The organism is Vreelandella piezotolerans (assembly GCF_012427705.1).
GTDB lineage: Bacteria > Pseudomonadota > Gammaproteobacteria > Pseudomonadales > Halomonadaceae > Vreelandella > Vreelandella piezotolerans.
The window spans coordinates 81,371-107,528 of record NZ_CP048602.1; the positions used below are offsets into that span (position 1 = coordinate 81,371).

The window sequence follows — 26,158 nt, forward strand, 5'->3', positions numbered from 1 at the left end:
CTGAGCCGCCGCACCGTATCGAAACGGTCGGTTTAGGCCGCGCGGATACCGCTATGGCGTAGCAGCGGCTCGACGCTGGGTTCACGGCCCCGGAAAGCACGGAATAGCTCGGCGGCATCCCGAGCGCCGCCTTGCTCAAGAATTTCCTCGCGGAAGCGCTGGCCAGTGGTGGGATCAAAGATACCCACCTCTTCAAAGGCACTCCAGGCGTCGGCAGAGAGGACTTCCGCCCACTTATAGCTGTAGTAGCCAGCGGCGTAGCCGCCTGCAAAGATGTGGCTGAAGCTATTTTGGAAGCGGTTGAAGTCGACTACCGGCACGACGGAGGTTTGGCGACGCACGTCGTCGAGCAGCGCTTGTACATCGCTGGCCGAAGGTGCTTCCAGCTCATGGTGGAGGCGCAGGTCGAACAGTGAAAACTCGATCTGTCGCACCATGCCCATGGCAGACTGGAAGTTTTTGGCCGCTTGCAGACGCTCGAACAGAACGTCTGGCAGCGGTTCGCCGGTGTCTACGTGTTTGGCTAGCAGGTCGAGGCCTTCTCGCTCCCAGCAGTAGTTCTCCATGAACTGGCTGGGCAGTTCTACCGCATCCCAGGCGACGCCATTGATGCCTGAGACGTCGGCCACCTCCTGCTTGGTCAGCATGTGATGCAGGCCATGGCCGAATTCGTGGAACAGCGTGGTCACTTCGTCATGGGTGAGGAGCGCAGGTTTGCCGCCCACCGGCGCGGTGAAGTTGCAGGTCAAAAAGGCCACGGGGAGCTGCACGCCGTTATCGGTTTTGCGGCGTACCCGGCAGTCGGCCATCCACGCGCCGCCACGTTTCCCTTCACGGGCGTAGAGATCTAGATAGAAACCGGCAATCGGCTTGCCGTGCTCGCTGATGCGGTAAAAGCGGACATCGTCGTGGTAGCTCGGGGCGCTGTCATACGCTTCGATATGCACGTTATAAAGACGCTCGACGACCTGGAACAAGCCATCGACGACCCGTGGCGCGGGGAAGTAGGGACGCAGCTGCTCTTGGGAGATAGCGTAACGCGCTTCGCGAAGCTTTTCACTGACGTAGGCGACATCCCAGGGTTTGAGCGTCTCGATGCCGAGCTCGTCGCGGGCGTAAGCGCTGAGCTCGGCAAACTCCTCTTGCGCTTGAGGCTTGGCGCGACGGGCGAGATCTTCCAGAAAGTCCAACACCTGCGTGGGGGAGTCCGCCATTTTGGTGGTCAGCGAGTAGTCGGCGTAGGTCGCGAAGCCCAGCAGCTGCGCCAACTCCTGACGCAGGGCTAGAATCTCTTCCAAAATGGGCGCGTTGTCGAACTTACCCGCGTTGGGACCCTGGTCGGAGGCTCGGGTCACGAAGGCGGTATACACCTCCTCGCGCAGTTCACGGCTGTCGGCGTAGCTGACGATGGGGAAGAAACTCGGGAAATCCAGCGTAATACGGTAGCCCTCCACGCCTTTGGCATCTGCCAGGGCTTTGAGGGTTTCCAGGGCGCTCTCAGGAACGCCAGCCAACGACGCACGATCCTGAATGTCTTTGTGCCACGCCTGAGTGGCATCCAGCACGTTGTTGGAGAACTGATTAGACAGCGTCGAGAGGCGGGATTGAATCTCGCCGTAGCGAACCTTCTTATCCGCAGGGAGATCGACCCCGGCCAGGCGAAAATCGCGCAGGGCGTTATCCACCGTACGCTGTTGGGCGGCCGTCAGCGTTGACCAACTCTCGCTCTCTTTTAGCGCCTGCCAGCCTTTGAACAGCCCTTCGTGCTGGCCAACCCAGGTGCCAAACGCAGAGAGTTTTTCCAGACAGGCTTGGTACGCGTCGCGCAGCTCTGGCGTGTTCATGGTGCCGTTGAGGTGCGATACCGGCGACCAGGCTTGGGAAAGACGGTCATTCACGCCTTCCAGTGGGGCGGCAAAATTCTCCCATGTGGGTGGCGTCGTAGCGGCCTGTTGGGCGAGTCGATCAATCGCCTCGCGGCTTTCATCGAGCAGCGTTTCTACGGCGGGCACTACGTGGTTGGCACGAATGTCGGCGAAAGGGGGAAGCTCGTGACTCTCTAGCAACGGGTTGCGGGACATAAGTACCTCGGCAGTCATCAAGTGAAGGTGCACACAATGCATGCACTGATGATGACACAGTGCGGGCAGTAGGGCGCTGTTTCAATGCTCGGCCCGCTGCAAGCGTTTGGCCTGGGGGCGGGTGCCTGCTAGTCTTGCCGCCTTTCCATATCCTTAATTTGCAAGTGTCACCAAACAATGCCACCCATGGCAGGAGCAAGTAATGAGTGAAACGCTAGAGCGCTGGGGGTCGAAGCGGGCCTTTATCTTGGCGGTAACAGGTGCTGCGGTTGGGCTGGGTAATATTTGGCGCTTCCCCTATGTGGCGGGAGAGAACGGCGGCGCTGCTTTTTTGCTGATTTATGTGGCGTTCGTGTTGCTACTTGGGATTCCCGTGATGATGGCGGAAATTCTCATCGGGCGTGCCGGGCGGCGCGGGCCGATGCAGGCGCTCGGCGTGTTGGCATCCGAAGCCGGGGCGTCACGGTACTGGCGTTGGCTGGGGCTGTTTGGTGCGTTCACCGTGTTCTGTATTTTGTCGTTTTATTCGGTGGTGTCCGGCTGGTCGATCGAGTTTCTGGTCGCCTCGGTGAACGGCAATTTCCACGGCGCCAGCGCTGCCGAGATCGGCGCGGGGTTCGAAGCCTTTCTAGCGAATCCAGGGCTGCTGATCTTCAATCACTCGCTGTTTCTGTTCATGACCATGACGGTGGTGGCCGCGGGCGTCGCCAAGGGACTCGAGCGTCTCAACAACCTGCTGATGCCGCTGCTTTACGGCTTGCTGCTGCTATTGGCCGTTTACGCCACTACCACCACAGGTTTTGGCACGGCGCTGTCCTGGCTCTTTCTACCCTCCTTTACCGACGTGACGCCCGCGGTTGTATTGCACGCCATGGGTCACGCGTTCTTTACCCTGGCTGTCGGGGCCTGCGCGTTGATGGCATACGGTGCTTATATGCCCGATGAGCAGAGCCTGCCCAAAGCGGCTTTCGCTGTGGCAGTGCTGGATATCAGTGTGGCGCTGTTGGCGGGCATCGCGATTTTCTCGGTGGTGTTTGCGCAAGGCATGGACCCTGCCGATGGCCCAGGACTGATGTTCGTGACGCTGCCGATCGCGTTTTCCGAGCTGCCGTGGGGCTCGCTCTGGCTCAGCGTTTTTTTCTTACTGCTGCTGCTCGCCACGTGGACCTCGGCGATCAACTTGGCCGAGCCAATGGTGGCAACGCTGCAAGGGCTGGGTTGGCGACGCAGTGTTTCCACCGCCGTGGTGGCCATCAGCGTTTGGCTTCTCGGCCTGCTGTCGGCGTTTTCATTTTCCACGCTGGCCGAGTTCCGGCCACTGCTTGGCCGTAACGTGTTCGAGCTAGTGAGCAGTATTCCGCCTGACATCTTTCTACCCTTGGGCGGTTTGCTGATTGCCACCTTTGCCGCCTGGGTGATGCCGCAAGCGCTGGTCGTGAAAGCGCTGGGCGTGGGCGATGGTGGTTATGTCCTGTGGCGCACTATCGTCCGCTGGGTATCGATTCCACTGACGTTTATCGTTCTACTGGGTGGGTTGTTATAGTTCCCTCATCATGTGTCGTTACGAAACGCGAAATGCTTCAGAGGAGTGTGCCATGAGCAGTGCCTTAAGGACCTATCAAGGCGTCTCGCCGCAGTTGGGTGAGCGTGTCTATATCGACCCCGCTAGCGTGGTGATCGGCAATGTCACGCTAGGCGACGACTGTTCTGTATGGCCGATGACCGTGATTCGTGGTGATATGCACCGTATCACCATTGGCGCGCGGACCAGCGTTCAGGATGGCAGCGTGCTGCACATCACCCATGCGAGCGACTTCAATCCGGAGGGTTTTCCGCTGACCATTGGTGACGACGTGACCATCGGCCATAAAGCCATTCTGCATGGCTGCACGCTGGGTAACCGTATCCTGGTGGGAATGGGGGCAATCGTCATGGATGGGGCCGTCGTCGAAGATGAGGTCATCATAGCCGCTGGCGCCGTGGTGACACCCGGGAAACGGCTGGAGAGCGGCTTCGTTTATGCAGGCAACCCGGCAAAAGCGCTGCGCCCGCTGAAAGAGAAAGAGCGCGCCTTCTTTCCTTACACGGCGGGTAATTATGTCAAGTTAAAAGACCGGTTTCTCAGTGATACCGACAGCGGACGCTAAGCGCTTGCCTAACCACTCTTTTTTCTAAAATAGCCATGTTGCGCTCTCTAAAAATCTGGTAATTTATCCAGTTTTCTAGGGTGCCGCGACATGGCTAATTTTCGCACGCATATTACGGTAGCAGCAGCGGGCGGCACGCTAATGACTTACGTTGGCTGGCAAGCCCAGTGGTGGGGAGCGCCTCAAGCACTGCTGGTCATTGCGCTGGTGGCGTTTGGCGGGATCCTGCCTGACATCGATGCCGACCGCTCTCGCTCTATTCGACTGATTTTCAATCTATTATCCGTTCCTTCGCTGGTGTTGGGCGTGCTGCTGCTGCAGCCCTGGCTGACGCCTGGGTTGCTGCTGGTGGCCTGCGGGGGCATCTATTTTTCGGTGCGCTATTTAGCGGCGGTGCTATTTTCGCGCCTGACCGTGCATCGTGGTATCTGGCACTCGCTGATGGCGGCAGGGCTCTGTGCGCTGGCCACCGCCGCTATCAGTTACCACGTATTGGCGCAGCCTGCCTGGCTGGCGTGGTCCCATGGAGCGGCGGTGTTGTTGGGTTTTATCATCCACTTGGGCCTGGACGAGCTGTTTAGTGTCGATTTGGAAGGTGCACGGCTCAAGCGCTCGTTCGGGACAGCGCTGAAGCTGGGGGATAGCCGCCGTCCGCTATCCAACCTATTGATGCTGATCGCCCTGTTGGTGCTGATGCCTTGGGTACCCCCCTGGAGCGTGCTGCTGGAGTTATTTCATCAAGGCTCGCTGCTGTGGCGATAGTCATCGGCGCTGAGGCCATGTTTCTTTAGCTTGTCGTAAAACGTTTTACGCGGAATCCCTAAATGACGACACACATCGGTCACTCGGCCATGATGACGTGCCAGGGATTGGCTGATCAGACTTTTTTCGAACAACTCTACTTGGCGTGGCAGCGTGGGCTCTTGCGTATCGGCGGTGACCCCCTCGAGCAAGACATCCAGACGGTAGTCGAACGCCGCGCCTAACAGCACGTAACGCTCTGCTAAATTGCGCAGCTCGCGAACGTTGCCAGGCCAATCGTGGGCCAACAGGGCCGCAACCGCATGGCTATCCAGGGTAGGCGCTTCCAAGCCGCTGCGGTTGGCGGCGACGACGGCAAAGTGCTGGAACAGCAGGGGAATATCTTCGCGCCGCTCACGCAGAGCGGGAAGGGGTAGCGTGACCACGTTGAGTCGGTAGTAGAGGTCTTCACGAAAGCGTCCTTCCTCCGCGGCCATTTTTAGATCCACTTTGGTGGCAGCGATCACACGAATATCGAGCGGCACTGCTTCGTTGGCGCCGAGGCGCTCTACGCTACGCTCTTGCAATACGCGTAGCAGTTTCACCTGCAGCGCCAGCGGCATCGATTCGATCTCATCCAAAAAGACCGTGCCACCGTTGGCATGCTCGAATTTGCCAATGCGCCGTTCCACTGCGCCAGTAAATGCCCCTTTCTCATGACCAAACAGTTCGGATTCGATCGTGTTTTCTGGCACCGCGCCGCAGTTGATGGCCATGAAGGGGCTGTTACGCCGGGCGCTACGCTCATGAATCGCCCGGGCAACCAAGTCTTTGCCGGTGCCGGTCTCGCCAAACAACAGCACGTCGGCCTCCACTTGGCTGATGCGCTGAATCATCGCGGCGAGACGTGAGATTACTGGCGTTCTCCCGACCAGACGTGGCCCTAGAGCGGCTTGCTGTACCTCTAGCTCGGCTTTCAAACGCAGGTTTTCGAGGCTGAGCTGGCGTTTTTCGATGCCACGCCTCACCACATCCAGCAGCTGGTCGCCTGCGAAAGGCTTTTCCAGGAAGTCCCAAGCGCCTGCCCGCATTGCCTCCACGGCGGTGGAGATATCGCCGTGGCCGGTAATCAGAATGATCGGCAGCGTGGCGTCGCGGCTATGCAGTTCATGCAACAGGGACATGCCGTCCATGCCTGGCATTCGAATATCGCTGACGATGACGCCGGGGAAATTGGCTGGCAGTGCGGCCAGTGCCTGCTCGGCCGACTCGAAGCAGTGGGGCGTATAGCCGGCGAGTTCTAAGGTTTGACTAGCGGTGATACGAAGATGCGGCTCGTCGTCGATCACCATGACCGGCAGTGTCGACGGCTCATGCATGGGAAGGGTTCTCCTGTTCATGGCGGGAGGCGGAAGGCGCTGGCGAACGTGGCAGAGTTACCGTAAAGCAGGCGCCGCCATCGACAAGATTGCGGGCCTGTAGCTTGCCTCCCAGGTCCTCCATAATACGCGAGGAGATCGAGAGTCCTAGCCCTAGTCCGCTGCCCGGCGCTTTGGTGGTAAAAAAGGGCTCGAAAATATGGCCTAGATGATCCGTCGCAATGCCTGGGCCATTATCTGCCACGCTGATGACGATGTGCGCGTCGTCTATTTGGGCACTCAGCGTTAGCACAGGCGCCTCGACCTCCTTCATTGCCTGAACCGCGTTGCCAATCAGGTTCACCAGTACCTGCTCAAGGCGCACTAAGTCGCCCTCTACCCAGAGGGTCTCTTCGGGCCACTGGTGAACTACGTGGATAGCGTCATCGCGCAGGCGACTATGAAACAGGCGCAGGGCGTACTCGATGCATGCTTGAACCGAAATCGTTTCTTGACGATCGCTGCTTTTTCGAGAGAATTGGCGCAGTTGAGCGCTAATGTCGGCCATACGTTCAGTGAGTTCGACGATATGCGCCAAGTTGGCGTCGGCGCGCTCGATGCGTGCCAGCTCGATAAAGCGCCGGGCGTTTTCGGCGTAGGCGCGAATGGCGGCGAGGGGTTGGTTGAGCTCATGGTTGATGCCCGCCGCCAGTTGACCTAGCACGGCGAGCTTGGCGGCTTGGATCAGTTCATCCTGGGTTTGACGCAAGTTGGCCTCTGCTCGCCGCCGCTCTTCGATTTCATCCGAAAGACGCTGATTACTGGCGACCAGATCCCGGGTGCGACGCTCGACGCTGACTTCAAGCTCATCGCGCACCCGGGCCAACGTTTGACGCTCTCGCTCGGCAAACGCTTCACGCTCTCGACGTAATCTTAGGCGCTGCCAGCCAATGCCGCCTGCCAGGGCGATAACGCTATAGAGCCCCCCTGCCATAAAGGCGGCAATCCACTGAGCATTGATGACCGGCGTCAGCGGTTTGAGAATATGCATTTGCCAGCCAAACTCAGGAATTGGCCGGGTGAGGCTTAAATAGCGACCCCCGCTCAGCGGGCCATGCGCGAAGCTCACCAAATAGCTGCCGGGCCCGTAAGGAGTATCCAGCTGAATGCCGGAGGGCGATAGCGGCTCCATGGCGTAACGGCGAGTAGCGCGCAGTGCGTTGCGCTGGACGTCGCTCAATGGGTAGAGGGCATTCATGCGCAGTTCGGGGTGGCTGGCCATGAAGATGATGTTGTCGCTATCGGTGACGAACAGTTCGGCGTCCTGCTCGGCCCAACTCTCCTCGACGTCATCGAGCAGCACTTTTACCACGATCACACCATCGGGCTTGGCATCGGGAGAGGTGTCGTCCAGCCACACCGGAGAGGAAAAGTAGTAGCCGCGCTCTAACGACTGGATCCCAAGCCCAAAAAAGCGTCCCTGGCCACCCGCGATGGCATCGGAGTAGTAGCTGCGAAACGCGTAGTTCTGACCAATGAACGTGTTGGGCCGATGCCAGTTGCTGGCCGCGATGGTGTCGGCATCGCGATCAAGCAGGTAAACGTCCGATACGCCTGAAGTGAATCGAAAACGATCCAGCAGCAGGTTGAGTGGCATGGGGTCCTGGCTCTCGGGGGAGTCCAAGAAGCGTTGGATGCCTTCCCGCGTGGCCAGCATTTGTGGCAGGTAGTCGTAGCGCAGCAGATAGCCGTTCAAGTTGGCTGCAGAAAGGCGCAGCTCGTTTTCGGCATCATCTTGAAGATTCGAGAGTGCCTGCTCACGAGCGAGCTGGGACGCTTGCCACATACATAGCAGTAGCCCTAGGGGAATGACGATCAGCCATAGCAGCCGCCAGCGCCGCGCGGTAGGACTGACATGACTGTTCATGCCGGGCTGCTGGTGCCCTGGGCACGGCGTAACGCGCGCTGGGCGCGAGTCTCGGCTCTGGCCATCTCCAGCAAGCCCTCCTCTACGTACACCAAGTGTTCATGGGCGCGGGCGCGGGCGTCTTCGGCACGGCCTTCTAAGATGGCGTCCAGTAAAGCACGGTGCTGTTTCATGAGTTGCGTGCGCGAGTCGGGCTTGGCAAACAGATGGGCCAGATTATCCACGATGCTCTGCTCGAGCAGGTGGAAAATGCCGCGGATGGTGTGCAGCAGCAGCACGTTGTGCGCTGCTTCCGCAATGGCAAGATGAAACGCGGCGTCTAGTTTGGCTTCCTGCGCAGGATCGGCACCGACGAAGCCACCGTCCAGTTCCTCGAAGCGCTGAATGAGCACGGCTTTGTCGGCAGGCGTGGAGCGAAGGGCCGCATAATAGGCGGAAATGCCCTCCATGGCGTCACGAAATTCCAGCAGGTCCAAATGGAATTCGTTATGGCGCGAGAGCATTTCCAGCAGCGGATCAGTGTAACCACTATTCAGCGTTTCATTGACGAAGGTGCCGCCTCCCTGGCGGCTGATGAGCAGGCCGCGAGCCGCTAGCTTCTGAATGGCTTCGCGCAGCGAAGGGCGCGATACGCCGAAACGCTCGGCAAGCTCCCTTTCTGGCGGTAAACGTTGGCCGGGCTTGAGGCTGCCTTCCAAGATCATGGCTTCCAGGCGTTCCGTTATCACGTCGGCAAGGCGCTGTTGACGGAGCGGAGGGTAGGTCATTGGTGGGGCTCCCTTAATTGGTAAGACCAATAGTAAGGTGTTTTAGAGCGCTACTCAAGCAGCGAATACCCACCGTGTTAGCGACTGCGAGTAAACTAAAGTATAAAGTTGGTTTGCACGTAAGAAGGGATCTTCGTTTGACATACCATCAGCTTGTCATTAACGTTATTGATCATTATTTGTCAATTGGTATTACCAATATTGGCTTGATGACAGGCGTGTCGCTGTTTGCGGTCGGTCGGAGTGTAACGCCATCATCAGCGAATTCGCGCCTACTTTTAATGGCTACTTACAATAACGTCTTCCGTGCATAGGGCCCGTCATGATCATCTCTGCTTCTACGGACTATCGGCAGGCTGCCAAGCGCCGCCTTCCCCCCTTCCTCTTTCACTATGCCGATGGTGGGTCGTATGCCGAGCATACATTGCGGCGAAATGTCGACGATCTGCGTGACGTCGCGCTACGCCAGCGTGTGCTCAAAGACATGTCGTCGCTGTCACTGGAAACCGAGCTGCTGGGTGAGAAGCTAGCGATGCCGCTGGCGCTGGCGCCCGTCGGGTTGGCGGGTATGTATGCTCGACGGGGAGAAGTCCAGGCGGCGCGTGCCGCGACCAAGAAAGGGATTCCTTTTACACTCTCTACCGTATCGGTTTGCCCCATCGCAGAAGTGGCCGCTGCCGTCGATCGCCCCATTTGGTTCCAGCTCTACGTGCTAAAAGACCGGGGCTTCATGAAACATGTTCTTGAGCGCGCCAAGGCGGCAGGTGTGAAAACGCTGATTTTTACCGTCGATATGCCGGTGCCCGGCGCGCGCTACCGCGATGCGCACTCCGGCATGAGCGGCAAGCACGGTCCGACACGACGTATACTTCAAGCAGCGCTGCATCCTCTATGGGCTTGGGATGTCGGTGTCAAAGGTCGGCCCCATGATCTGGGCAACGTGTCCGACTACCGGGGTAAGCCCACCGAGCTGGAGGATTATATCGCTTGGCTGGGTGATAACTTCGATCCGTCCATCTCTTGGAAAGATTTGGAGTGGATACGCGAGCAGTGGGATGGTCCCATGATCATTAAGGGGATTCTGGATCCGGAAGATGCGCGGGATGCCGTGCGCTTTGGTGCCGATGGGATCGTGGTGTCCAATCACGGCGGCCGGCAGTTAGATGGCGTGCCTTCAACCGCGCGTGCGCTCCCTGCCATTGCGGATGCGGTGAAAGGTGATCTGGCGATTTTGGCCGATTCTGGCGTGCGCAGTGGTCTCGATGTCGTGCGCATGATTGCCATGGGGGCGGATACTGCGCTCATTGGTCGTGCCTTCATCTATGCGCTGGCAACGGCAGGCGAAGCAGGCGTTGCTCACCTGCTCGATCTGTTCGAGAAAGAGATGAAGGTAGCCATGACCCTGACAGGGGCTCGTACGATTGCCGATTTGAGTTCTGAGTCGCTAGTAGCTGGGGCGATGGGCGCGATGACTCCTCCAGCCTAAGGAGGTAAGTGACATACAGCATTTCAGCTTGGCAGAAAGATGTTGGAGTTTTTTTACAAAACCCTCTTGCCAACCCGGCATCGAATCCGTAAAGTACGGCATCCGCTGCCGGGGACGCCCAGCGTTACCAGCGGTGATGAGGTTGAAAAACCTCTTGTTTGTCAGGAAGTTAGGGCTCTGTGGTAGGTTGGTCAGATCGCTCGCTTCGCCCGCTGAAAACAGCGGTTGACAAACACCACGGAATGCGTAGAATACGCCTTCCTCGCTGAGGCAACACGGGTCAGGTCATCGAGCCCGCCGCAGCGGCATTGAGAAAGTTGCTCTTTAACAATTCGATCAGGTAATTCATGTGGGCGCTTGCCGATGAGGGTGATAAATCACCTATTATCAAGGCAAGCGACTCGTCAAACAGGCTTCGGCCTAATGAATGAATTCGTTTGACCCTTGAGCCAAGTTTGGTTCGCTTCTGTTGCTTCGGTGACAGGTAAGAACCGCATTGATCTTAAACTGAAGAGTTTGATCATGGCTCAGATTGAACGCTGGCGGCAGGCCTAACACATGCAAGTCGAGCGGTAACAGATCCAGCTTGCTGGATGCTGACGAGCGGCGGACGGGTGAGTAATGCATAGGAATCTGCCCGATAGTGGGGGATAACCTGGGGAAACCCAGGCTAATACCGCATACGTCCTACGGGAGAAAGGGGGCTTCGGCTCCCGCTATCGGATGAGCCTATGTCGGATTAGCTAGTTGGTGAGGTAACGGCTCACCAAGGCCACGATCCGTAGCTGGTCTGAGAGGATGATCAGCCACATCGGGACTGAGACACGGCCCGAACTCCTACGGGAGGCAGCAGTGGGGAATATTGGACAATGGGGGGAACCCTGATCCAGCCATGCCGCGTGTGTGAAGAAGGCCCTCGGGTTGTAAAGCACTTTCAGCGAGGAAGAACGCCTAGCGGTTAATACCCGCTAGGAAAGACATCACTCGCAGAAGAAGCACCGGCTAACTCCGTGCCAGCAGCCGCGGTAATACGGAGGGTGCAAGCGTTAATCGGAATTACTGGGCGTAAAGCGCGCGTAGGTGGCTTGATAAGCCGGTTGTGAAAGCCCCGGGCTCAACCTGGGAACGGCATCCGGAACTGTCAAGCTAGAGTGCAGGAGAGGAAGGTAGAATTCCCGGTGTAGCGGTGAAATGCGTAGAGATCGGGAGGAATACCAGTGGCGAAGGCGGCCTTCTGGACTGACACTGACACTGAGGTGCGAAAGCGTGGGTAGCAAACAGGATTAGATACCCTGGTAGTCCACGCCGTAAACGATGTCGACCAGCCGTTGGGTGCCTAGCGCACTTTGTGGCGAAGTTAACGCGATAAGTCGACCGCCTGGGGAGTACGGCCGCAAGGTTAAAACTCAAATGAATTGACGGGGGCCCGCACAAGCGGTGGAGCATGTGGTTTAATTCGATGCAACGCGAAGAACCTTACCTACTCTTGACATCCTGCGAATTCGGTAGAGATACCTTAGTGCCTTCGGGAACGCAGAGACAGGTGCTGCATGGCTGTCGTCAGCTCGTGTTGTGAAATGTTGGGTTAAGTCCCGTAACGAGCGCAACCCTTGTCCTTATTTGCCAGCGCGTAATGGCGGGAACTCTAAGGAGACTGCCGGTGACAAACCGGAGGAAGGTGGGGACGACGTCAAGTCATCATGGCCCTTACGAGTAGGGCTACACACGTGCTACAATGGTCGGTACAAAGGGTTGCCAACTCGCGAGAGTGAGCCAATCCCGAAAAGCCGATCTCAGTCCGGATCGGAGTCTGCAACTCGACTCCGTGAAGTCGGAATCGCTAGTAATCGTAGATCAGAATGCTACGGTGAATACGTTCCCGGGCCTTGTACACACCGCCCGTCACACCATGGGAGTGGACTGCACCAGAAGTGGTTAGCCTAACGCAAGAGGGCGATCACCACGGTGTGGTTCATGACTGGGGTGAAGTCGTAACAAGGTAGCCGTAGGGGAACCTGCGGCTGGATCACCTCCTTAACCGATGACTCATCCTCGCGGTAAGCGCTCACAATGAATTACCTGATCAGAATACTGTTGTTACGCAGTGATAAGCGTTTTCTTCACATTAAAAAAAGAAAAAAGGTCTTTCTTTTTCTTTTGAAGTGAAAAAAAGCATCCGCTTATCACTGCGCATAGCAGTCGCTCTTTAACAATGTATATCATGCTGACATGAACGTTTTATAACGTTCATACGTAATTGTTAAGTGATACGTCTCAAGCGTATCCGGCAATCGTTATCATTGCGAGACACCAGACCCCTTCGGGTTATAGGGTCAAGCAATGAAGCGCACACGGTGGATGCCTAGGCAGCCAGAGGCGATGAAAGACGTGGTAGCCTGCGATAAGGTTCGGTGAGGTGGCAAACGACCTGTGACCCGGACATCTCTGAATGGGGAAACCCACTCATCACAAGATGAGTATCTTGCGCTGAATCCATAGGCGTAAGAGGCGAACCAGGGGAACTGAAACATCTAAGTACCCTGAGGAAAAGAAATCAACCGAGATTCCCCTAGTAGCGGCGAGCGAACGGGGACCAGCCCTTAAGCGTGTGAATGATTAGGCGAACAGACTGGGAAGTCTGGCCATAGCGGGTGATAGCCCCGTAGTCGAAAATCTGATCACGTGAAATCGAGTAGGTCGGGGCACGAGAAACCTTGACTGAAGACGGGGGGACCATCCTCCAAGGCTAAATACTCCTGGCTGACCGATAGTGAACCAGTACCGTGAGGGAAAGGCGAAAAGAACCCCGGAGAGGGGAGTGAAATAGATCCTGAAACCGTGTGCGTACAAGCAGTAGGAGCGGACTTGTTCCGTGACTGCGTACCTTTTGTATAATGGGTCAGCGACTTATATTCAGTGGCGAGGTTAACCGTATAGGGGAGCCGTAGGGAAACCGAGTCTTAACTGGGCGACACAGTCGCTGGATATAGACCCGAAACCGAGCGATCTATCCATGAGCAGGGTGAAGGTTGAGTAACATCAACTGGAGGCCCGAACCAGGATCTGTTGAAAAAGATTTGGATGACTTGTGGATCGGAGTGAAAGGCTAATCAAGCTCGGAGATAGCTGGTTCTCCTCGAAAGCTATTTAGGTAGCGCCTCACGTATCACCGCCGGGGGTAGAGCACTGTTTCGGCTAGGGGGTCATCCCGACTTACCAACCCGAGGCAAACTCCGAATACCGGTGAGTGCCAGCGTGGGAGACACACGGCGGGTGCTAACGTCCGTCGTGAAAAGGGAAACAACCCAGACCGTCAGCTAAGGTCCCCAAATCCTGGTTAAGTGGGAAACGATGTGGGAAGGCTCAGACAGCTAGGAGGTTGGCTTAGAAGCAGCCATCCTTTAAAGAAAGCGTAATAGCTCACTAGTCGAGTCGGCCTGCGCGGAAGATGTAACGGGGCTAAACCAGGTACCGAAGCTACGGGTTCACACGATGTGTGAGCGGTAGAGGAGCGTCGTGTAAGCCGATGAAGGTGTGTTGAGAAGCATGCTGGAGGTATCACGAGTGCGAATGCTGACATGAGTAACGATAAAGGGAGTGAAAAACTCCCTCGCCGGAAGACCAAGGGTTTCTGTTCGACGCTAATCGGAGCAGAGTGAGTCGGCCCCTAAGGCGAGGCCGAAAGGCGTAGTCGATGGGAAACGGGTCAATATTCCCGTACCGGACATGATTGCGATGGGGGGACGGAGAAGGCTAGGTGAGCCAGGCGTTGGTTGTCCTGGTGAAAGTGAGTAGGCTGAGCGCTTAGGTAAATCCGGGCGCTCAAGGCCGAGACACGAAACGAAGACACTACGGTGTCGAAGTCATTGATGCCACGCTTCCAGGAAAAGCCTCTAAGCTTCAGATCATGTGCGACCGTACCCCAAACCGACACAGGTGGTCAGGGTGAGAATCCCAAGGCGCTTGAGAGAACTCGGGTGAAGGAACTAGGCAAAATGGTGCCGTAACTTCGGGAGAAGGCACGCCGGCGTAGGGTGAGAGGACTTGCTCCTTCAGCCCGAACCGGTCGAAGATACCAGGTGGCTGCAACTGTTTAGTAAAAACACAGCACTCTGCTAACGCGCAAGCGGACGTATAGGGTGTGACGCCTGCCCGGTGCCGGAAGGTTAAGTGATGGTGTTAGGCCTCGGCCGACGCTCTTGATCGAAGCCCCGGTAAACGGCGGCCGTAACTATAACGGTCCTAAGGTAGCGAAATTCCTTGTCGGGTAAGTTCCGACCTGCACGAATGGCGTAATGATGGCCACGCTGTCTCCACCCGAGACTCAGTGAAATTGAAATCGCCGTGAAGATGCGGTGTACCCGCGGCTAGACGGAAAGACCCCGTGAACCTTTACTATAGCTTCACACTGGACGCTGATGTTGCCTGTGTAGGATAGCTGGGAGGCTTTGAAACCCGGACGCCAGTTCGGGTGGAGCCAACCTTGAAATACCAGCCTGGCATCATTGGCGTTCTCACTCAGGTCCGTGATCCGGATCGAGGACAGTGTGTGGTGGGTAGTTTGACTGGGGCGGTCTCCTCCCAAAGCGTAACGGAGGAGCACGAAGGTACCCTCAGCACGGTCGGACATCGTGCAATGAGTGCAAGAGCATAAGGGTGCTTGACTGCGAGACAGACACGTCGAGCAGGTGCGAAAGCAGGTTCTAGTGATCCGGTGGTTCTGTATGGAAGGGCCATCGCTCAACGGATAAAAGGTACTCCGGGGATAACAGGCTGATACCGCCCAAGAGTTCACATCGACGGCGGTGTTTGGCACCTCGATGTCGGCTCATCACATCCTGGGGCTGAAGTCGGTCCCAAGGGTATGGCTGTTCGCCATTTAAAGTGGTACGCGAGCTGGGTTTAGAACGTCGTGAGACAGTTCGGTCCCTATCTGCCGTGGGCGTTGGATGTTTGAGAAGAGCTGCTCCTAGTACGAGAGGACCGGAGTGGACGACCCTCTGGTGTTCCGGTTGTCACGCCAGTGGCATTGCCGGGTAGCTATGGTCGGACGGGATAACCGCTGAAAGCATCTAAGCGGGAAGCCCCCTTCAAGATGAGACATCCCCGAGGCCTAGAGCCTCCTAAAGGGCCCAGCGAGACCAGCTGGTGGATAGGCACGGTGTGGAAGCGCTGCAAGGCGTTGAGCTAACGTGTACTAATGGCCCGTGAGGCTTGACCCTATAACACCCAAGGGGTCTGGTCGCCGTGATAACGACCGAGTGGACAGCCACTCGAAAAACCGGATACGCATCCGCCCGCCAAGACGCTGGCGGACAAGAGACGATCACTTACCGCGTCAACGACGCACTCAGCATGATATGCATGACCCGTTACGCCTGACGACCATAGCACGCGTGAACCACCTGATCCCATGCCGAACTCAGAAGTGAAACCGCTTAGCGCCGATGGTAGTGTGGGGTCTCCCCATGCGAGAGTAGGTCATCGTCAGGCACTTATTACGAAACCCCGGCCATCTGGTCGGGGTTTTGCTTTTTAGGGGTCTCCCCCTGAAGAGTAGCGGAGCGCCGCCCGCCGGGTGGCCGGCCCGAACATAATCAGGCACTTATACCGCAAAGAACCCAGCCAACCGGCTGGGTTTTTTGTTGTGCGCTCGATAAGCCCCGTACACACCTTGTGCGGGGCTTTTTGCTGTAAGAACTTCTAATAATTAAGCGAAAATACCAAGGTCGTTACCACTCGATCGACTCACCCGCCCAGTCCCAAAAGCTGCCGGTTTCCTCGGGGGATCGCTTGTTTATGACCTCGATTAGCCGTGTTGACACGAACTCTGGGCTGAACAACTTTTCGGCAGGGACGCGTGCTTGAAACGGCTTCGACAGAGAGGTGTCCGTCGTGCCTGGGTGAAGACAAAGAACGATCGACTGTTTATTAAGCCTGCTCAGCTCGATGGCCGCTGTCTTCATCAACATGTTGTGCGCAGCTTTACTGGCACGGTAGCTATACCAGCCGCCGTACCCATTGTCGGTAATGGAGCCGACTCGAGCAGAGAGGCTGGCGATGATCGTGGGGTGCTGGCCTTGCAGTGAGGGCTTGAGGGCACCAATGAGTAGCGCAGGCGTTGCCGCATTGACGTGCATGACGTGGGCAAAGGCTGCCTCATCCAACTGCTCTAGTCGTTTTTCGGGTTGTATGTGCTTGGACGTATCGTGAAGAACGCCCACGGCATTGAAGAGTAAGTGAACGGGCTGCCCATCCAATGCGTTACACAGCGCATCGCGACCTGTCGACGTGGTGATGTCCGCGGAAAGCGCCTCGAGTTTTGGATGCTGCATCGCTATCGTTGAACGGCTAGCCGCAATGACGCGCCCTGTTTGAGGTGCAGCCAAAAGGGTGTGCAACATGGCACGACCAATGCCGCCATTGGCACCTGCAATAACGGCGGTAAAATCTTCGGGGAGATAGGGAAACATGACACGCTCCAATAGTGAACAGTGTTGTTCTCATTGAAGCGTTTTGTATAGGGTTTGTCTATGCTTGTCGTTCAAGCCGACGCATTGATACGTCCTGGCTGAGCGCTGTTACGACCATTCGGTTTATACAGGGTTTTCTCGGCAATTTGCCGGATATAGTCGAGCATTTCTTGATTGTGCTTCATGCGCACGGACAGCATTTGGCCGGTCAGCGCGTTCATGCGTGATACGCGTTCACTCTTTTCGAGCAGGCTTTCCCAAGTGGCTAAGCAATCTGCATCGGTGGCAGCTTGTTTGGCGCCAGGAGCGCCTTCTGGATAGCCAAGCTTGGTTTGAACGCCGCGGCGTAAAACTTCCATACGCTCAAGCTCTGCAAGCAGTGCCTGTTTCTTGGCAGCGATGTCTGTTAACACTTCACCATCGATACTGCCTTTGGTCAGCTGCTCTTGCTCATCGGTAAGTAGCTCGATAAGTGCTTCAAGACGCTGCAACTGACTGGAAAGAAGGCGTGATAGGCTCATAGGTCTTTCAAGTTGGCAAGCAGGCCATCAGCGATTCGGTCGGCACGTACTTCAAGCCGACCTTCGCGAATGGCATCGCGAATTTCTTGGACTTTAGTCATGTCGATATCTTGACTATCATCGATCCTAGACTGGCTAAGCTGAGTGGCTTCACGGGTCGTGTTACCCGTTTCCGATGGCTTGGTGCCACTGATTTTTTGAGCATCGTCACGCTGCTGCGCTGGTGTATTACGAAGCAGCGGATTAAGGTTATCAATTTTCACGTTGTTGGCCTCATCGTCAACGTTGGGGCGCCGTGCGCTATATGATCCTTTATCGGCTTCCTAAAAAGAAACTTTAGATGATCGGCTAAAAATCCACCATCAAAGTCCCTTGGCCAATCACTCGCGCATTCATGATGTCTCGAGGGCCAAAACGCACACGAATGGTCTCGCCCTCTGCGCCATCCGTTAGCGCTTCTCCTTCCCTTGAGACGCGAAAGCCAGAACCTTCTGCTATGACCGTGACGCGCTGGCCGCGTTCAACGAGGCTGGGAGCTTGTAAGAAATGTGCTTGGAAGGTGCTACCGCTGCGAATGGGACGCTGAGCAACTTTGCCAACGACATCCTCCTCACTGGTTAGCGATTGAGATGACAGATCACTCAGATTGCCTTCACGCTGAGCCAGCATGGACGATGTGATGAGTGTGCCGCGCGCAATGTCTTGGCCAGCCACGATGTAGCGACCTATCACATCTACTTGGGCTTGCAGATAGCGAGTTTGGCGTCCGTCTTCTCCGCAGCGAACGCCCACCGACACACGACCGATTGGCGCTTGGTTTGCATTAGGGAGAAAGGGGGTGGGTTGAAGGCAGGGTGGCAGGTGCGGCGATGGTGGTGCGATATCGATGACGACCTCCTGCCCCAGTGTTTGAGTTTCTTGGTACAGAAACTGCTGCACTGTGTCGAGCAGCGTTTGATCCGTAGCTTGCGCCAAGACGGGCTGAGGAGCGCCGACATAAAGAAGTAATAACAAAACGTTAAGAACTATTGAGCAGCGTGCAGCAAAATGCAGCAAGTAGCGCATGAGAAGATCGCTCAGTTTAGAAAGACAGATGGCAAGCATCAGCCCGGCAGTGTAATGCAAAAGTACCCCACGCATCATGGGAAATGCTGGTGTAAACGGTAGCTGTTCCATGCTTTAAGGTGAAAGCCGCACGCCTATTATTCATCATCAACAATTTCCGATTTATTTTTTGCCTCTCAGCGAGCGAGGGTCGGCATGATCGATCAGCTGGAATCTGCCTTTAACTTTCACCAGCAGGCGCTAGGGTTGCGGCAGCAACGACACCAAGTACTTGCCGCCAATATTGCCAATGCCGATACCCCCAACTACAAAGCGCGAGACATCGATTTTGCCAGCGAGTTGAAGAAAGCCGTCGATGGTGGCCAAGCTCAGCAGCAGCGCGGTGGCTTGGCGTTGGCGCGTACGTCAGACCGGCATCTGGCAGGTGAAGGGCCAGCTTGGCGAGGCGCAGGAAGTGCAGATTTACTGTATCGGATTCCAGACCAGCCCAGTTTGGATGGTAACACTGTCGATATGGATCGCGAGCGAACACAGTTTGCCGACAATGCGGTGCGCTATCAGGCCGCGCTCACCATTATGAACCGTCGTATTCAAGGCCTGAAAAATGCGATGCAGCCTGAATAACCTAGTAATAGGAGAAGAATAAGCTATGTCGATGTTTTCAGCGTTTGAGATCGCCGGTTCCGCCATGAGCGCCCAAGCCCAGCGAATGAACGTCACCGCCAGCAACATGGCGAATGCCGATAGCATTGCGGGCCCAGATGGTGAGACGTATCGCTCCAAGCAGGTCATGTTTGAGACCCAGTCCCAGAATAATCGTTTTGGCGTGGGTGGGGTGCGGGTTACTGAAGTCGTGGAAGACGACTCTCCGCTACGTATGGAGTACATGCCGAATCACCCCGCCGCCGATGAAGAAGGCTATGTGGCTAAGCCTAACGTGGATCCGGTGCATGAGATGGTCAACATGATTTCTGCGTCACGCTCTTATCAAGCCAACGTGGAAGTCTTCAACACAACCAAGCAAATGATGGTTCAAACGCTGTCGCTCGGTGAGGGCTAATAATGAATATTGACACGAGTGTCGTTAATAGTATCAACAGCAGTGGTTCGACCGCTGGCCTCTCCACGCGGCAGTCCGCTGAGCTGCGCGATAGCTTCATGACCCTGCTAATTACACAGCTCCAGAATCAAGATCCGCTCAATCCGATGGATAATTCGGAAATGACGTCTCAGCTTGCTCAGATCAATACCGTCAGCGGTATTGAAGAGCTGAACGCTACTTTGAATGGCATTACCCAACAGATGGATGCGGCACAAACGCTGCAGGCCGCAGGCCTGATCGATAAGGCCGTGCTGGTTCCTGGTAATAACGTAATGGTGAGCGTGGATCCTGAGAATGGTTCCTACGCTACGCCGTTCGGCATCGAGTTGGATACCCCTGCCGAGAAAGTTGAAGTCACCGTGACGAGCCAATCAGGGGAAGTGGTTTACACCAATAACTTAGGCCGTGTGGCTGCAGGCGTAGAATCGTTTAGTTGGGGTGGGATGACCAATGGCGGCGAAGCGGTTCCTGAAGGCGCTTACCGGGTCAATTTTAAAGCAACCAATGCCGAGGGCGAGTTGCTAGAGTCACGTGCCTTGAATTATGCCCTTGTTCAAGGCGTTTCGCCTGGAGCGGGGGGCAGTGATGTACGCCTTGACCTTGGCGCGATCTATGGCCAAGTGACACTCGATCAAATCAAACAAATTCTTTGATGATTCGCTAGCCGACACTTTTTCCAGGGGAATATCATGAGTTTTACGCAAGCACTCAGTGGTTTGAACGCTCAGCAGCAAAAACTAGGCGTGGTGGGTAACAACATCGCTAACTCGCAGACTGTTGGCTTTAAAAGCTCCAATATTCAGTTTGCGGATGTATTTGCAAACTCGCGCGTTGGTTTGGGGGTGCGAACATCTGCTGTATTGCAGAATTTCAGCCAGGGTAACATCGAATCCACCAGCCGTAACATGGACTTAGCCATTGCAGGTGAAGGCTTCTTTCGCTATCAGCAGCCGAATGGCGAGATCGGGTATTCTCGTAACGGCCAGTTAACCATGACCGCTGATGGCCGTCTTGTGAATGCTCAAGGCGCGCAGATTATGGGTTACCCTGCCGATGCCGAAGGTAACGTACAAGAAGGGGGTAATGTCGTCCCGATGGAAATTCCGCCGGGTGACTTACCTGCAAACGCTACGACAGAGTTAGGTGTCTCGTTGAACTTGAACTCTGGACAGCCAGTCATTGCTGCTGCGTTTAACGCCGATAATGCGAATACCTACAATTACTCCACTAACGCGACTGTCTTTGATTCGCAAGGTAACGCACGTAACTTAACCCTCTACTTTACAAAGACAGCGGCTAACCAGTGGAACGTGAATGGTCGCCTCTCGGGTGGGCCTGCTGATGGCGGCACCTACGACGTCGCGTTAGGTAATCTCACCTTTACCCAAAACGGTACTCTGCAGGCGGAGAACACCAATAATGCCACGTTCAATAATAATGAGTTCGGGGCAGGCAATCCGTTAGCGGCTTTGGATATTGAGCTGAGTTTCGAGGGAACGACACAGTTTGCCAGTGAGTCCACGGTCAATGACACTATTCAAGACGGCTATACCGCAGGTGCTCTCGTGGGTATCACCATTGAGGAAGATGGCACCATCATGCGTAACTACTCCAATGAGGAGTCGCGTGCCGCGGGGCAAGTGACACTGGTGACGTTCCGTAATCCTGAGGGCCTGCGTCCTGAAGGGGATAACCTATGGGCCGCTACCGGCACCTCAGGCCAGGAACTTCTAGGTGCCCCAGGGGCTGGTTTGCGTGGTTTGATCCAACCAAATGCGATCGAAACATCCAACGTTGATATGGCGCGTGAATTGGTCGATATGATCGTGGCTCAGCGTGCGTACCAAGCAAACTCCCAGACCATTAGCACCCAGGACGAGCTGCTGCAAACCATCATTAACATTTAATGACTGGGCGAACGGGTAAGGAGTAAACGTCTTGGATCGCATGCTTTATACCGCCATGAGTGGCGCAAAACACACGATGGATCAGCAGTCGGTAGTGAGTAATAACCTATCGAATGTGTCGACCGCTGGGTTCCGCGCTCAGCTTCAGGCCGTGCGCTCTGTGCCCGTGCAAGGCGATGGTGCATTGCCTACCCGGGTATCTGCCGTTGCCACGACGCCGGGAACCGATTTCTCGCAAGGCCCCATCGAGCGTACTGGGCGTACGTTGGACGTGGCCATGCAGGGGAATGCTTGGATGGCGGTGTTAGCAGACGATGGGACCGAAACCTATACCCGACGTGGTGACTTGCAGCTCGACAGCGATGGTGTGCTGTTGAGTGTCGGCCGTCCCGTCATGGGTGACGCTGGCCCCATTGCGGTGCCACAGGGGGCGCAAATCTCTCTAGGTGCCGACGGCACGATTAGTGCGATTCCTCAGGGAGAAGGTCCCGCGGCAATGGTGGATGTTGGTCGTATCAAGCTCGTGACGCCAGATGAGCTGGGTCTGGAGCGCGGGGATGATGGTTTGTTCAGAGCGCCCCCTGGTGCAGATGGGGCGCCTGGTGTGCTTCAAGCTGACGAAGATGCACGGTTGGTTAGCGGTGCGCTGGAGGGCAGTAACGTGAGTGCCGTCGATGCCATGGTGTCGATGATCGACGTAGCGCGCCGTTACGACATGCAAATGAAAATGCTCAGCTCGGCGGATGAAAATGCTCAGCGAGCCAACAGTATTCTCTCTATTCAAGGCTAATTGCAGCCACTCAGCCAAGGGAACCTACGTATGATCAAGTCTTTGTGGACTGCTAAAACCGGGCTCGAGTCCCAGCAAACCAAACTCGATGTCATTTCGAATAACCTTGCGAACGTGAGTACCAATGGTTTCAAGCGTTCTCGGCCTGTTTTTGAAGACCTGCTTTATCAAAACATGCGTCAGCCGGGTGCCCAGAACAACATTCAGGACCGCCTGCCTTCTGGTATGCAGATTGGCACCGGGGTGCGTGCCGTGGCCACGGAGCGTCTGCACACGCAAGGGGGCTTGGAAGAAACGGGCAATTCCCGAGATCTTGCGATCAATGGGGAAGGCTTTTTCCAGGTGTTGTTACCTGACGGCACAATTGGCTACACCCGTGACGGCAGTTTTCAGCTAAACGAAAATGGTCAGATGGTCACCGCCAATGGCTACCCGATTGAGCCAGCGATCTTCATTCCCGCCAATGCGTTATCGGTCACCATTGGGGAAGATGGAACCGTAAGTGTTCGGCAGCCTGGTATCGCTCAAGATGCCGATATTGGGCAGATCAACGTTGCCTCCTTTATCAATCCAGCAGGCTTGGAAAGCATCGGTGGCAATCTTTACCTGGAAACCGGTGCCTCGGGCGCCCCAAACCAAAATGCGCCGGGTAACAACGGTGCCGGACGACTGTTCCAAGGATATGTGGAGACATCGAACGTGAACGTCGTCGAAGAAATGGTCAATATGATCCAAACGCAGCGTGCCTATGAGATCAATAGTCGTGCTATCTCTACCAGCGATGAAATGCTAGCGCGTCTAAGCCAGCTCTAATGTCAAAGTTCGTCAGGGCTTCTTAACAGGTCGCGCTATGCTGAAATCAAACTTTAAGTTACGCCGCATCGTGATGGCGAGCTTGGCACTACTGGTGTTATTGACGGCAGGGTGCGCGCAGATACCTCGGGCATCGGTCGTCGGTGAGCAAGAGCAAATCACCATTGTCGATCGGCCGCCACCGATACCCAATGGCTCCATCTACCAGGCACGTCGTGGCTATCAGCCGCTGTTCGAGGACCGCCGTCCCCGTACCATCGGCGATATTCTGACCATCGTGCTCGATGAAGAGGTGAGCGCGAGTAAGAATGCCCAATCCAATGCCAACCGCTCGGGCAGTGCAAGCCTTAACCTGGCCCAGCTACCCGACGTGTTGGATACGCTGGCGGAGTACGGTTTCGATATCGAAGGCGCCAGTGACTTTGCAGGCGGTGGCGGCTCACAAGCCAACAATACGTTTACCGGTACGATTACAGTGTCCGTGTTGGAAGTCATGAATAACGGGAACCTGCGCGTGCGCGGTGAAAAGCAGATTGCGATCAATCAGGGCACCGAGTTCATTCGTTTCTCGGGTGTCGTGAATCCTCGCACGATTACCGCGCAAAACACCGTGCCGTCGACTCAAGTCGCCGATGCGCGTATCGAGTACGTGGGCGATGGCTATATCAACGAAGCGCAGCATATGGGGTGGCTGCAGCGCTTTTTCCTGAATGTGTCGCCGTTCTAGGCGTGTCAACAAGCTCGACAACAGAGACCTGGTGAAATGGCTATGCAGTGGAAAGCGTATCGATATCTAACAGCAACCTTGCGTATCGTGACGCTGTTGGCGCTTTGTTTGGTAATGCTGCCAGCCCACGCTGAACGCGTGCGCGAACTGGCGAGCTTTGCAGGCGTGCGAGATAACCAGTTAGTTGGCTATGGCTTGGTGGTGGGGTTAGACGGTAGCGGTGATCAGACCACCCAAGCGCCATTTACTAGCCAGAGCTTGACCAACATGCTGTCGCAGTTAGGCGTGACGGTGCCGCCAGGCACCAACCTACAACTGCGTAATGTGGCCGCCGTCATGGTGACGGCAGACCTTCCTCCGTTCTCTCGTCCCGGGCAGCGTTTGGACATCGTCGTTTCTTCGATTGCCAACGCCAGCAGTTTGCGGGGCGGTACGCTACTCATGACGCCGCTCAAAGGCGCCGATGGTGATACGTACGCGATTGCCCAAGGCAACATGCTGGTAGGTGGTGCGGGAGCACAAGCAGGCGGCAGTAGTGTGCAGATCAATCAGCAGGCGTCAGGCAGGATTCCTAACGGCGCCCTGGTCGAGCGGGAAGTGCCGCTCAACTTGGGGGGCAACGGCGGGGTGTTGGAGCTGCAGCTCAATGACGCCGATTTTGGTACCGTGCAGCGCATGGTCTCTGCCATCAACAGTGAATTCGGGCAGTCCGTTGCCTACGCGCGAAATGGACGGGTCATCGCCCTCGATGGTCCTATGGATGCCAATGACCGCGTCAATTTCATGGCGCGAGTCGAGAACGTGCAGGTGACGCCCACCGAAGCGCCCGCTAAAGTCGTGCTGAACGCACGAACCGGTTCCGTGGTGATGAATAGTGCGGTGACGCTACGTCGTGCGGCCGTCGCGCATGGCAATCTTTCGATCATGATCGACACCCAGTTTGGCGTGAGCCAACCCAACCCCTTGGGGCAAGGCGACACCGTGGTCGTGCCGGATGCAGATATCAATATCGAACAGCAAGAGGCGTACCTACAGATCGTCGAAGGGGCTGACTTGGCGGAAGTGGTGAACGCGCTCAATGCGTTAGGCGCCACCCCTCAAGATTTAATGTCAATTCTGGAAGCATTGAGAGCTTCGGGCTCTTTGCGTGCTGAGCTGGAGATCATTTAATGAGTATGGGGGATATGACCAGTCAGTTCGCGCTGGATATGAGCGGTTTTCAGCGGCTACAGCACAATGCCCGCCTCGACCCGGAGGCTGGGGTGCAAGGCGCAGCGCAACAGTTTGAAGCCCTTTTTATCCAAATGATGGTCAAAAGCATGCGGGATGCCACGCCAACCTCAGGGTTGCTAGAGAGCCGCGACACGACCTTCTATCAATCCATGCTCGACCAGCAGTGGTCACAGGTCATGGCTTCCCGAGGCATTGGCTTGGCCGATGCATTGGTGGAACAGTTACAGCGTCAAGGGGCGGTTGGTCAAGTTAGCAACCCTGATCAAGAACTTCAGGCACTGATTGCAGGTATTCCTCGTGGGACGCCGCGCGTGCTAGACAATCCACTACAGCCGAACAGTGCTCAGGCGCCTGCCAATACGACGGGTAGCGGCCGCTTTTATGACGAGCTGGACGCCGTCCAGCAATTGGAATCCAGCAGCGCACCCGCCATGTTGGCGGAGCCCCGGCGTCCGGTGACGTCTTCCCATGACCATGTCGAGCGTTTCTTAAACACGCTGGCCACGCCTGCCCAGGCGGCGAGTGCTGCCACGGGGGTACCTGCTGAACTCATTTTAGCGCAGGCAGCCCTGGAGACGGGCTGGGGGCGTCACGAAATAGCCACTCGGCAGGGGCATAACAGCTACAACGTATTTGGTATCAAAGCCGGTAGCCATTGGCAGGGCAAGACCACCGACATCGTGACCCATGAGTACGTGAACGGTCGCCGTACGCAGGTCGTCGATACGTTTCGTGTCTATGACTCGTTCGAGCATGCCTTTACCGATTATGCCAATTTGATTGGCAACAACCCTCGCTATGCCGGTGTTCTACAAGCGGCCAATGCGGAGCAGGCTGCCCGTGAGTTGCAGCGCGGCGGCTATGCGACCGACCCGCGTTACGCCGACAAGCTGGTCTCGGTCATGAACACGATGGGGCCCTTAAATACAGCGGAGAGTTTGCTGGCGGATTCTCGCTAGCGATGCCTCAAGTTTGCCTGCGCATTGCCGATAAATAGATACCGGCCTAAGGAATTGAACC

At 56.2% G+C, this 26,158-nt stretch carries 21 protein-coding genes and 3 rRNA genes; 16 read left to right on the top strand and 8 right to left on the bottom strand.

Annotated elements, in window-relative coordinates:
- Positions 1-32: 32 nt before the first annotated feature.
- Positions 33-2,081, bottom strand: coding sequence for an oligopeptidase A (gene prlC, locus GYM47_RS00345; protein WP_153844098.1), 2,049 nt, complete (start codon positions 2,079-2,081; stop codon positions 33-35).
- A gap of 202 nt (positions 2,082-2,283) precedes the next feature.
- Here prlC and GYM47_RS00350 point away from each other — a divergent pair, with 202 nt between their 5' ends.
- The 3 genes from GYM47_RS00350 (at position 2,284) to GYM47_RS00360 (ending at position 4,990) form a co-directional block, all read left to right on the top strand.
- A complete protein-coding gene (locus GYM47_RS00350; protein ID WP_153844097.1) occupies positions 2,284-3,624 on the top strand; it encodes a sodium-dependent transporter in 1,341 nt (446 codons plus the stop codon).
- A 52-nt stretch (positions 3,625-3,676) separates the two neighbouring features.
- Complete coding sequence (locus tag GYM47_RS00355; RefSeq protein ID WP_139528556.1) at positions 3,677-4,228, top strand: gamma carbonic anhydrase family protein; 552 nt, start codon at positions 3,677-3,679, stop codon at positions 4,226-4,228.
- 90 nt (positions 4,229-4,318) lie between these two features.
- On the top strand, positions 4,319-4,990 hold the full coding sequence (locus GYM47_RS00360) for a metal-dependent hydrolase (RefSeq protein WP_153844096.1): 672 nt from the start codon (positions 4,319-4,321) through the stop codon (positions 4,988-4,990).
- Here the strand turns inward: GYM47_RS00360 and GYM47_RS00365 are convergent.
- The 3 genes from GYM47_RS00365 to GYM47_RS00375 are packed head-to-tail and all read right to left on the bottom strand — an operon-like array spanning position 4,966 to position 9,021.
- Positions 4,966-6,348, bottom strand: a complete 1,383-nt coding sequence (locus tag GYM47_RS00365; protein ID WP_139528554.1) for a sigma-54-dependent transcriptional regulator — start codon at positions 6,346-6,348, stop codon at positions 4,966-4,968. The two genes, GYM47_RS00360 and GYM47_RS00365, sit on opposite strands and share 25 nt — an antisense overlap.
- On the bottom strand, positions 6,341-8,254 hold the full coding sequence (locus GYM47_RS00370; protein WP_153844095.1) for a sensor histidine kinase: 1,914 nt from the start codon (positions 8,252-8,254) through the stop codon (positions 6,341-6,343). Before GYM47_RS00370 ends, GYM47_RS00365 begins: the two co-directional genes overlap by 8 nt.
- Positions 8,251-9,021 (bottom strand): GntR family transcriptional regulator, encoded by a 771-nt coding sequence (locus tag GYM47_RS00375; protein WP_139528552.1) that lies wholly within the window; start codon positions 9,019-9,021, stop codon positions 8,251-8,253. Before GYM47_RS00375 ends, GYM47_RS00370 begins: the two co-directional genes overlap by 4 nt.
- A gap of 322 nt (positions 9,022-9,343) precedes the next feature.
- Here GYM47_RS00375 and lldD point away from each other — a divergent pair, with 322 nt between their 5' ends.
- From lldD to rrf, 4 genes are all read left to right on the top strand, one after another.
- The gene (lldD, locus tag GYM47_RS00380; RefSeq protein WP_153844094.1) at positions 9,344-10,507 is read left to right on the top strand and encodes an FMN-dependent L-lactate dehydrogenase LldD; all 1,164 of its coding nucleotides are present in this window, start codon (positions 9,344-9,346) and stop codon (positions 10,505-10,507) included.
- A gap of 504 nt (positions 10,508-11,011) precedes the next feature.
- Positions 11,012-12,544 (top strand): 16S ribosomal RNA (locus GYM47_RS00385).
- A gap of 294 nt (positions 12,545-12,838) precedes the next feature.
- Positions 12,839-15,729, top strand: a 23S ribosomal RNA gene (locus tag GYM47_RS00390).
- Positions 15,730-15,884: 155 nt separating this feature from the next.
- Positions 15,885-16,000 (top strand): 5S ribosomal RNA (rrf, locus tag GYM47_RS00395).
- Together the 16S, 23S and 5S rRNA genes form the textbook arrangement of a ribosomal RNA operon.
- Before the next feature lie 239 nt (positions 16,001-16,239).
- On the opposite strand, the gene GYM47_RS00400 is transcribed toward rrf, so the two are convergent.
- From GYM47_RS00400 to flgA, 4 genes are all read right to left on the bottom strand, one after another.
- Positions 16,240-16,980, bottom strand: coding sequence for an SDR family NAD(P)-dependent oxidoreductase (locus GYM47_RS00400; RefSeq protein WP_153843278.1), 741 nt, complete (start codon positions 16,978-16,980; stop codon positions 16,240-16,242).
- A 71-nt stretch (positions 16,981-17,051) separates the two neighbouring features.
- Entirely contained in the window at positions 17,052-17,501 is a 450-nt protein-coding gene (locus tag GYM47_RS00405; protein ID WP_139527767.1) for a flagella synthesis protein FlgN, read from the bottom strand.
- Entirely contained in the window at positions 17,498-17,764 is a 267-nt protein-coding gene (gene flgM, locus GYM47_RS00410; protein WP_139527769.1) for a flagellar biosynthesis anti-sigma factor FlgM, read from the bottom strand. Before flgM ends, GYM47_RS00405 begins: the two co-directional genes overlap by 4 nt.
- Before the next feature lie 85 nt (positions 17,765-17,849).
- The gene (flgA, locus tag GYM47_RS00415; RefSeq protein WP_231125606.1) at positions 17,850-18,476 is read right to left on the bottom strand and encodes a flagellar basal body P-ring formation chaperone FlgA; all 627 of its coding nucleotides are present in this window, start codon (positions 18,474-18,476) and stop codon (positions 17,850-17,852) included.
- A gap of 285 nt (positions 18,477-18,761) precedes the next feature.
- Here flgA and flgB point away from each other — a divergent pair, with 285 nt between their 5' ends.
- The 9 genes from flgB to flgJ all read left to right on the top strand — a co-directional run bounded on the left by flgB (position 18,762) and on the right by flgJ (position 26,097).
- Positions 18,762-19,190, top strand: coding sequence for a flagellar basal body rod protein FlgB (gene flgB / locus GYM47_RS00420; RefSeq protein WP_139527772.1), 429 nt, complete (start codon positions 18,762-18,764; stop codon positions 19,188-19,190).
- Positions 19,191-19,215: 25 nt separating this feature from the next.
- Entirely contained in the window at positions 19,216-19,626 is a 411-nt protein-coding gene (gene flgC, locus GYM47_RS00425) for a flagellar basal body rod protein FlgC (protein WP_139527777.1), read from the top strand.
- A 2-nt stretch (positions 19,627-19,628) separates the two neighbouring features.
- The gene (locus tag GYM47_RS00430; RefSeq protein ID WP_196781571.1) at positions 19,629-20,321 is read left to right on the top strand and encodes a flagellar hook assembly protein FlgD; all 693 of its coding nucleotides are present in this window, start codon (positions 19,629-19,631) and stop codon (positions 20,319-20,321) included.
- Positions 20,322-20,357: 36 nt separating this feature from the next.
- On the top strand, positions 20,358-21,575 hold the full coding sequence (flgE, locus tag GYM47_RS00435) for a flagellar hook protein FlgE (protein WP_139527779.1): 1,218 nt from the start codon (positions 20,358-20,360) through the stop codon (positions 21,573-21,575).
- A 31-nt stretch (positions 21,576-21,606) separates the two neighbouring features.
- Positions 21,607-22,365: a flagellar basal body rod protein FlgF gene (locus tag GYM47_RS00440; protein WP_139527780.1), complete on the top strand. Its 759-nt coding sequence runs from the start codon at positions 21,607-21,609 to the stop codon at positions 22,363-22,365.
- Positions 22,366-22,395: 30 nt separating this feature from the next.
- Complete coding sequence (gene flgG, locus GYM47_RS00445; protein ID WP_139527781.1) at positions 22,396-23,178, top strand: flagellar basal-body rod protein FlgG; 783 nt, start codon at positions 22,396-22,398, stop codon at positions 23,176-23,178.
- A 37-nt stretch (positions 23,179-23,215) separates the two neighbouring features.
- Positions 23,216-23,905, top strand: a complete 690-nt coding sequence (locus GYM47_RS00450) for a flagellar basal body L-ring protein FlgH (protein WP_139527782.1) — start codon at positions 23,216-23,218, stop codon at positions 23,903-23,905.
- A gap of 114 nt (positions 23,906-24,019) precedes the next feature.
- Positions 24,020-25,075, top strand: a complete 1,056-nt coding sequence (locus GYM47_RS00455; RefSeq protein ID WP_399466109.1) for a flagellar basal body P-ring protein FlgI — start codon at positions 24,020-24,022, stop codon at positions 25,073-25,075.
- Positions 25,075-26,097 (top strand): flagellar assembly peptidoglycan hydrolase FlgJ, encoded by a 1,023-nt coding sequence (gene flgJ / locus GYM47_RS00460; protein WP_139527784.1) that lies wholly within the window; start codon positions 25,075-25,077, stop codon positions 26,095-26,097. Before GYM47_RS00455 ends, flgJ begins: the two co-directional genes overlap by 1 nt.
- The last annotated feature ends 61 nt before the right edge of the window (positions 26,098-26,158 follow it).

What these genes read in the sequence shown, in the direction of transcription:
- GYM47_RS00350 (WP_153844097.1), top strand. Translation starts at nt 2,284, where the DNA reads ATGAGTGAAACGCTAGAGCGCTGGGGGTCGAAGCGGGCCTTTATCTTG.
- GYM47_RS00370 (WP_153844095.1), bottom strand. Translation starts at nt 8,254, where the DNA reads ATGAACAGTCATGTCAGTCCTACCGCGCGGCGCTGGCGGCTGCTATGG.
- flgB (WP_139527772.1), top strand. Translation starts at nt 18,762, where the DNA reads ATGATCGATCAGCTGGAATCTGCCTTTAACTTTCACCAGCAGGCGCTA.
- GYM47_RS00360 (WP_153844096.1), top strand. Translation starts at nt 4,319, where the DNA reads ATGGCTAATTTTCGCACGCATATTACGGTAGCAGCAGCGGGCGGCACG.
- GYM47_RS00400 (WP_153843278.1), bottom strand. Translation starts at nt 16,980, where the DNA reads ATGTTTCCCTATCTCCCCGAAGATTTTACCGCCGTTATTGCAGGTGCC.
- GYM47_RS00375 (WP_139528552.1), bottom strand. Translation starts at nt 9,021, where the DNA reads ATGACCTACCCTCCGCTCCGTCAACAGCGCCTTGCCGACGTGATAACG.
- GYM47_RS00450 (WP_139527782.1), top strand. Translation starts at nt 23,216, where the DNA reads ATGCTGAAATCAAACTTTAAGTTACGCCGCATCGTGATGGCGAGCTTG.
- GYM47_RS00405 (WP_139527767.1), bottom strand. Translation starts at nt 17,501, where the DNA reads ATGAGCCTATCACGCCTTCTTTCCAGTCAGTTGCAGCGTCTTGAAGCA.
- GYM47_RS00430 (WP_196781571.1), top strand. Translation starts at nt 19,629, where the DNA reads ATGAATATTGACACGAGTGTCGTTAATAGTATCAACAGCAGTGGTTCG.
- flgE (WP_139527779.1), top strand. Translation starts at nt 20,358, where the DNA reads ATGAGTTTTACGCAAGCACTCAGTGGTTTGAACGCTCAGCAGCAAAAA.
- flgC (WP_139527777.1), top strand. Translation starts at nt 19,216, where the DNA reads ATGTCGATGTTTTCAGCGTTTGAGATCGCCGGTTCCGCCATGAGCGCC.
- flgJ (WP_139527784.1), top strand. Translation starts at nt 25,075, where the DNA reads ATGAGTATGGGGGATATGACCAGTCAGTTCGCGCTGGATATGAGCGGT.
- GYM47_RS00455 (WP_399466109.1), top strand. Translation starts at nt 24,020, where the DNA reads ATGCTGCCAGCCCACGCTGAACGCGTGCGCGAACTGGCGAGCTTTGCA.
- prlC (WP_153844098.1), bottom strand. Translation starts at nt 2,081, where the DNA reads ATGTCCCGCAACCCGTTGCTAGAGAGTCACGAGCTTCCCCCTTTCGCC.
- lldD (WP_153844094.1), top strand. Translation starts at nt 9,344, where the DNA reads ATGATCATCTCTGCTTCTACGGACTATCGGCAGGCTGCCAAGCGCCGC.
- GYM47_RS00355 (WP_139528556.1), top strand. Translation starts at nt 3,677, where the DNA reads ATGAGCAGTGCCTTAAGGACCTATCAAGGCGTCTCGCCGCAGTTGGGT.
- flgG (WP_139527781.1), top strand. Translation starts at nt 22,396, where the DNA reads ATGATCAAGTCTTTGTGGACTGCTAAAACCGGGCTCGAGTCCCAGCAA.
- GYM47_RS00365 (WP_139528554.1), bottom strand. Translation starts at nt 6,348, where the DNA reads ATGCATGAGCCGTCGACACTGCCGGTCATGGTGATCGACGACGAGCCG.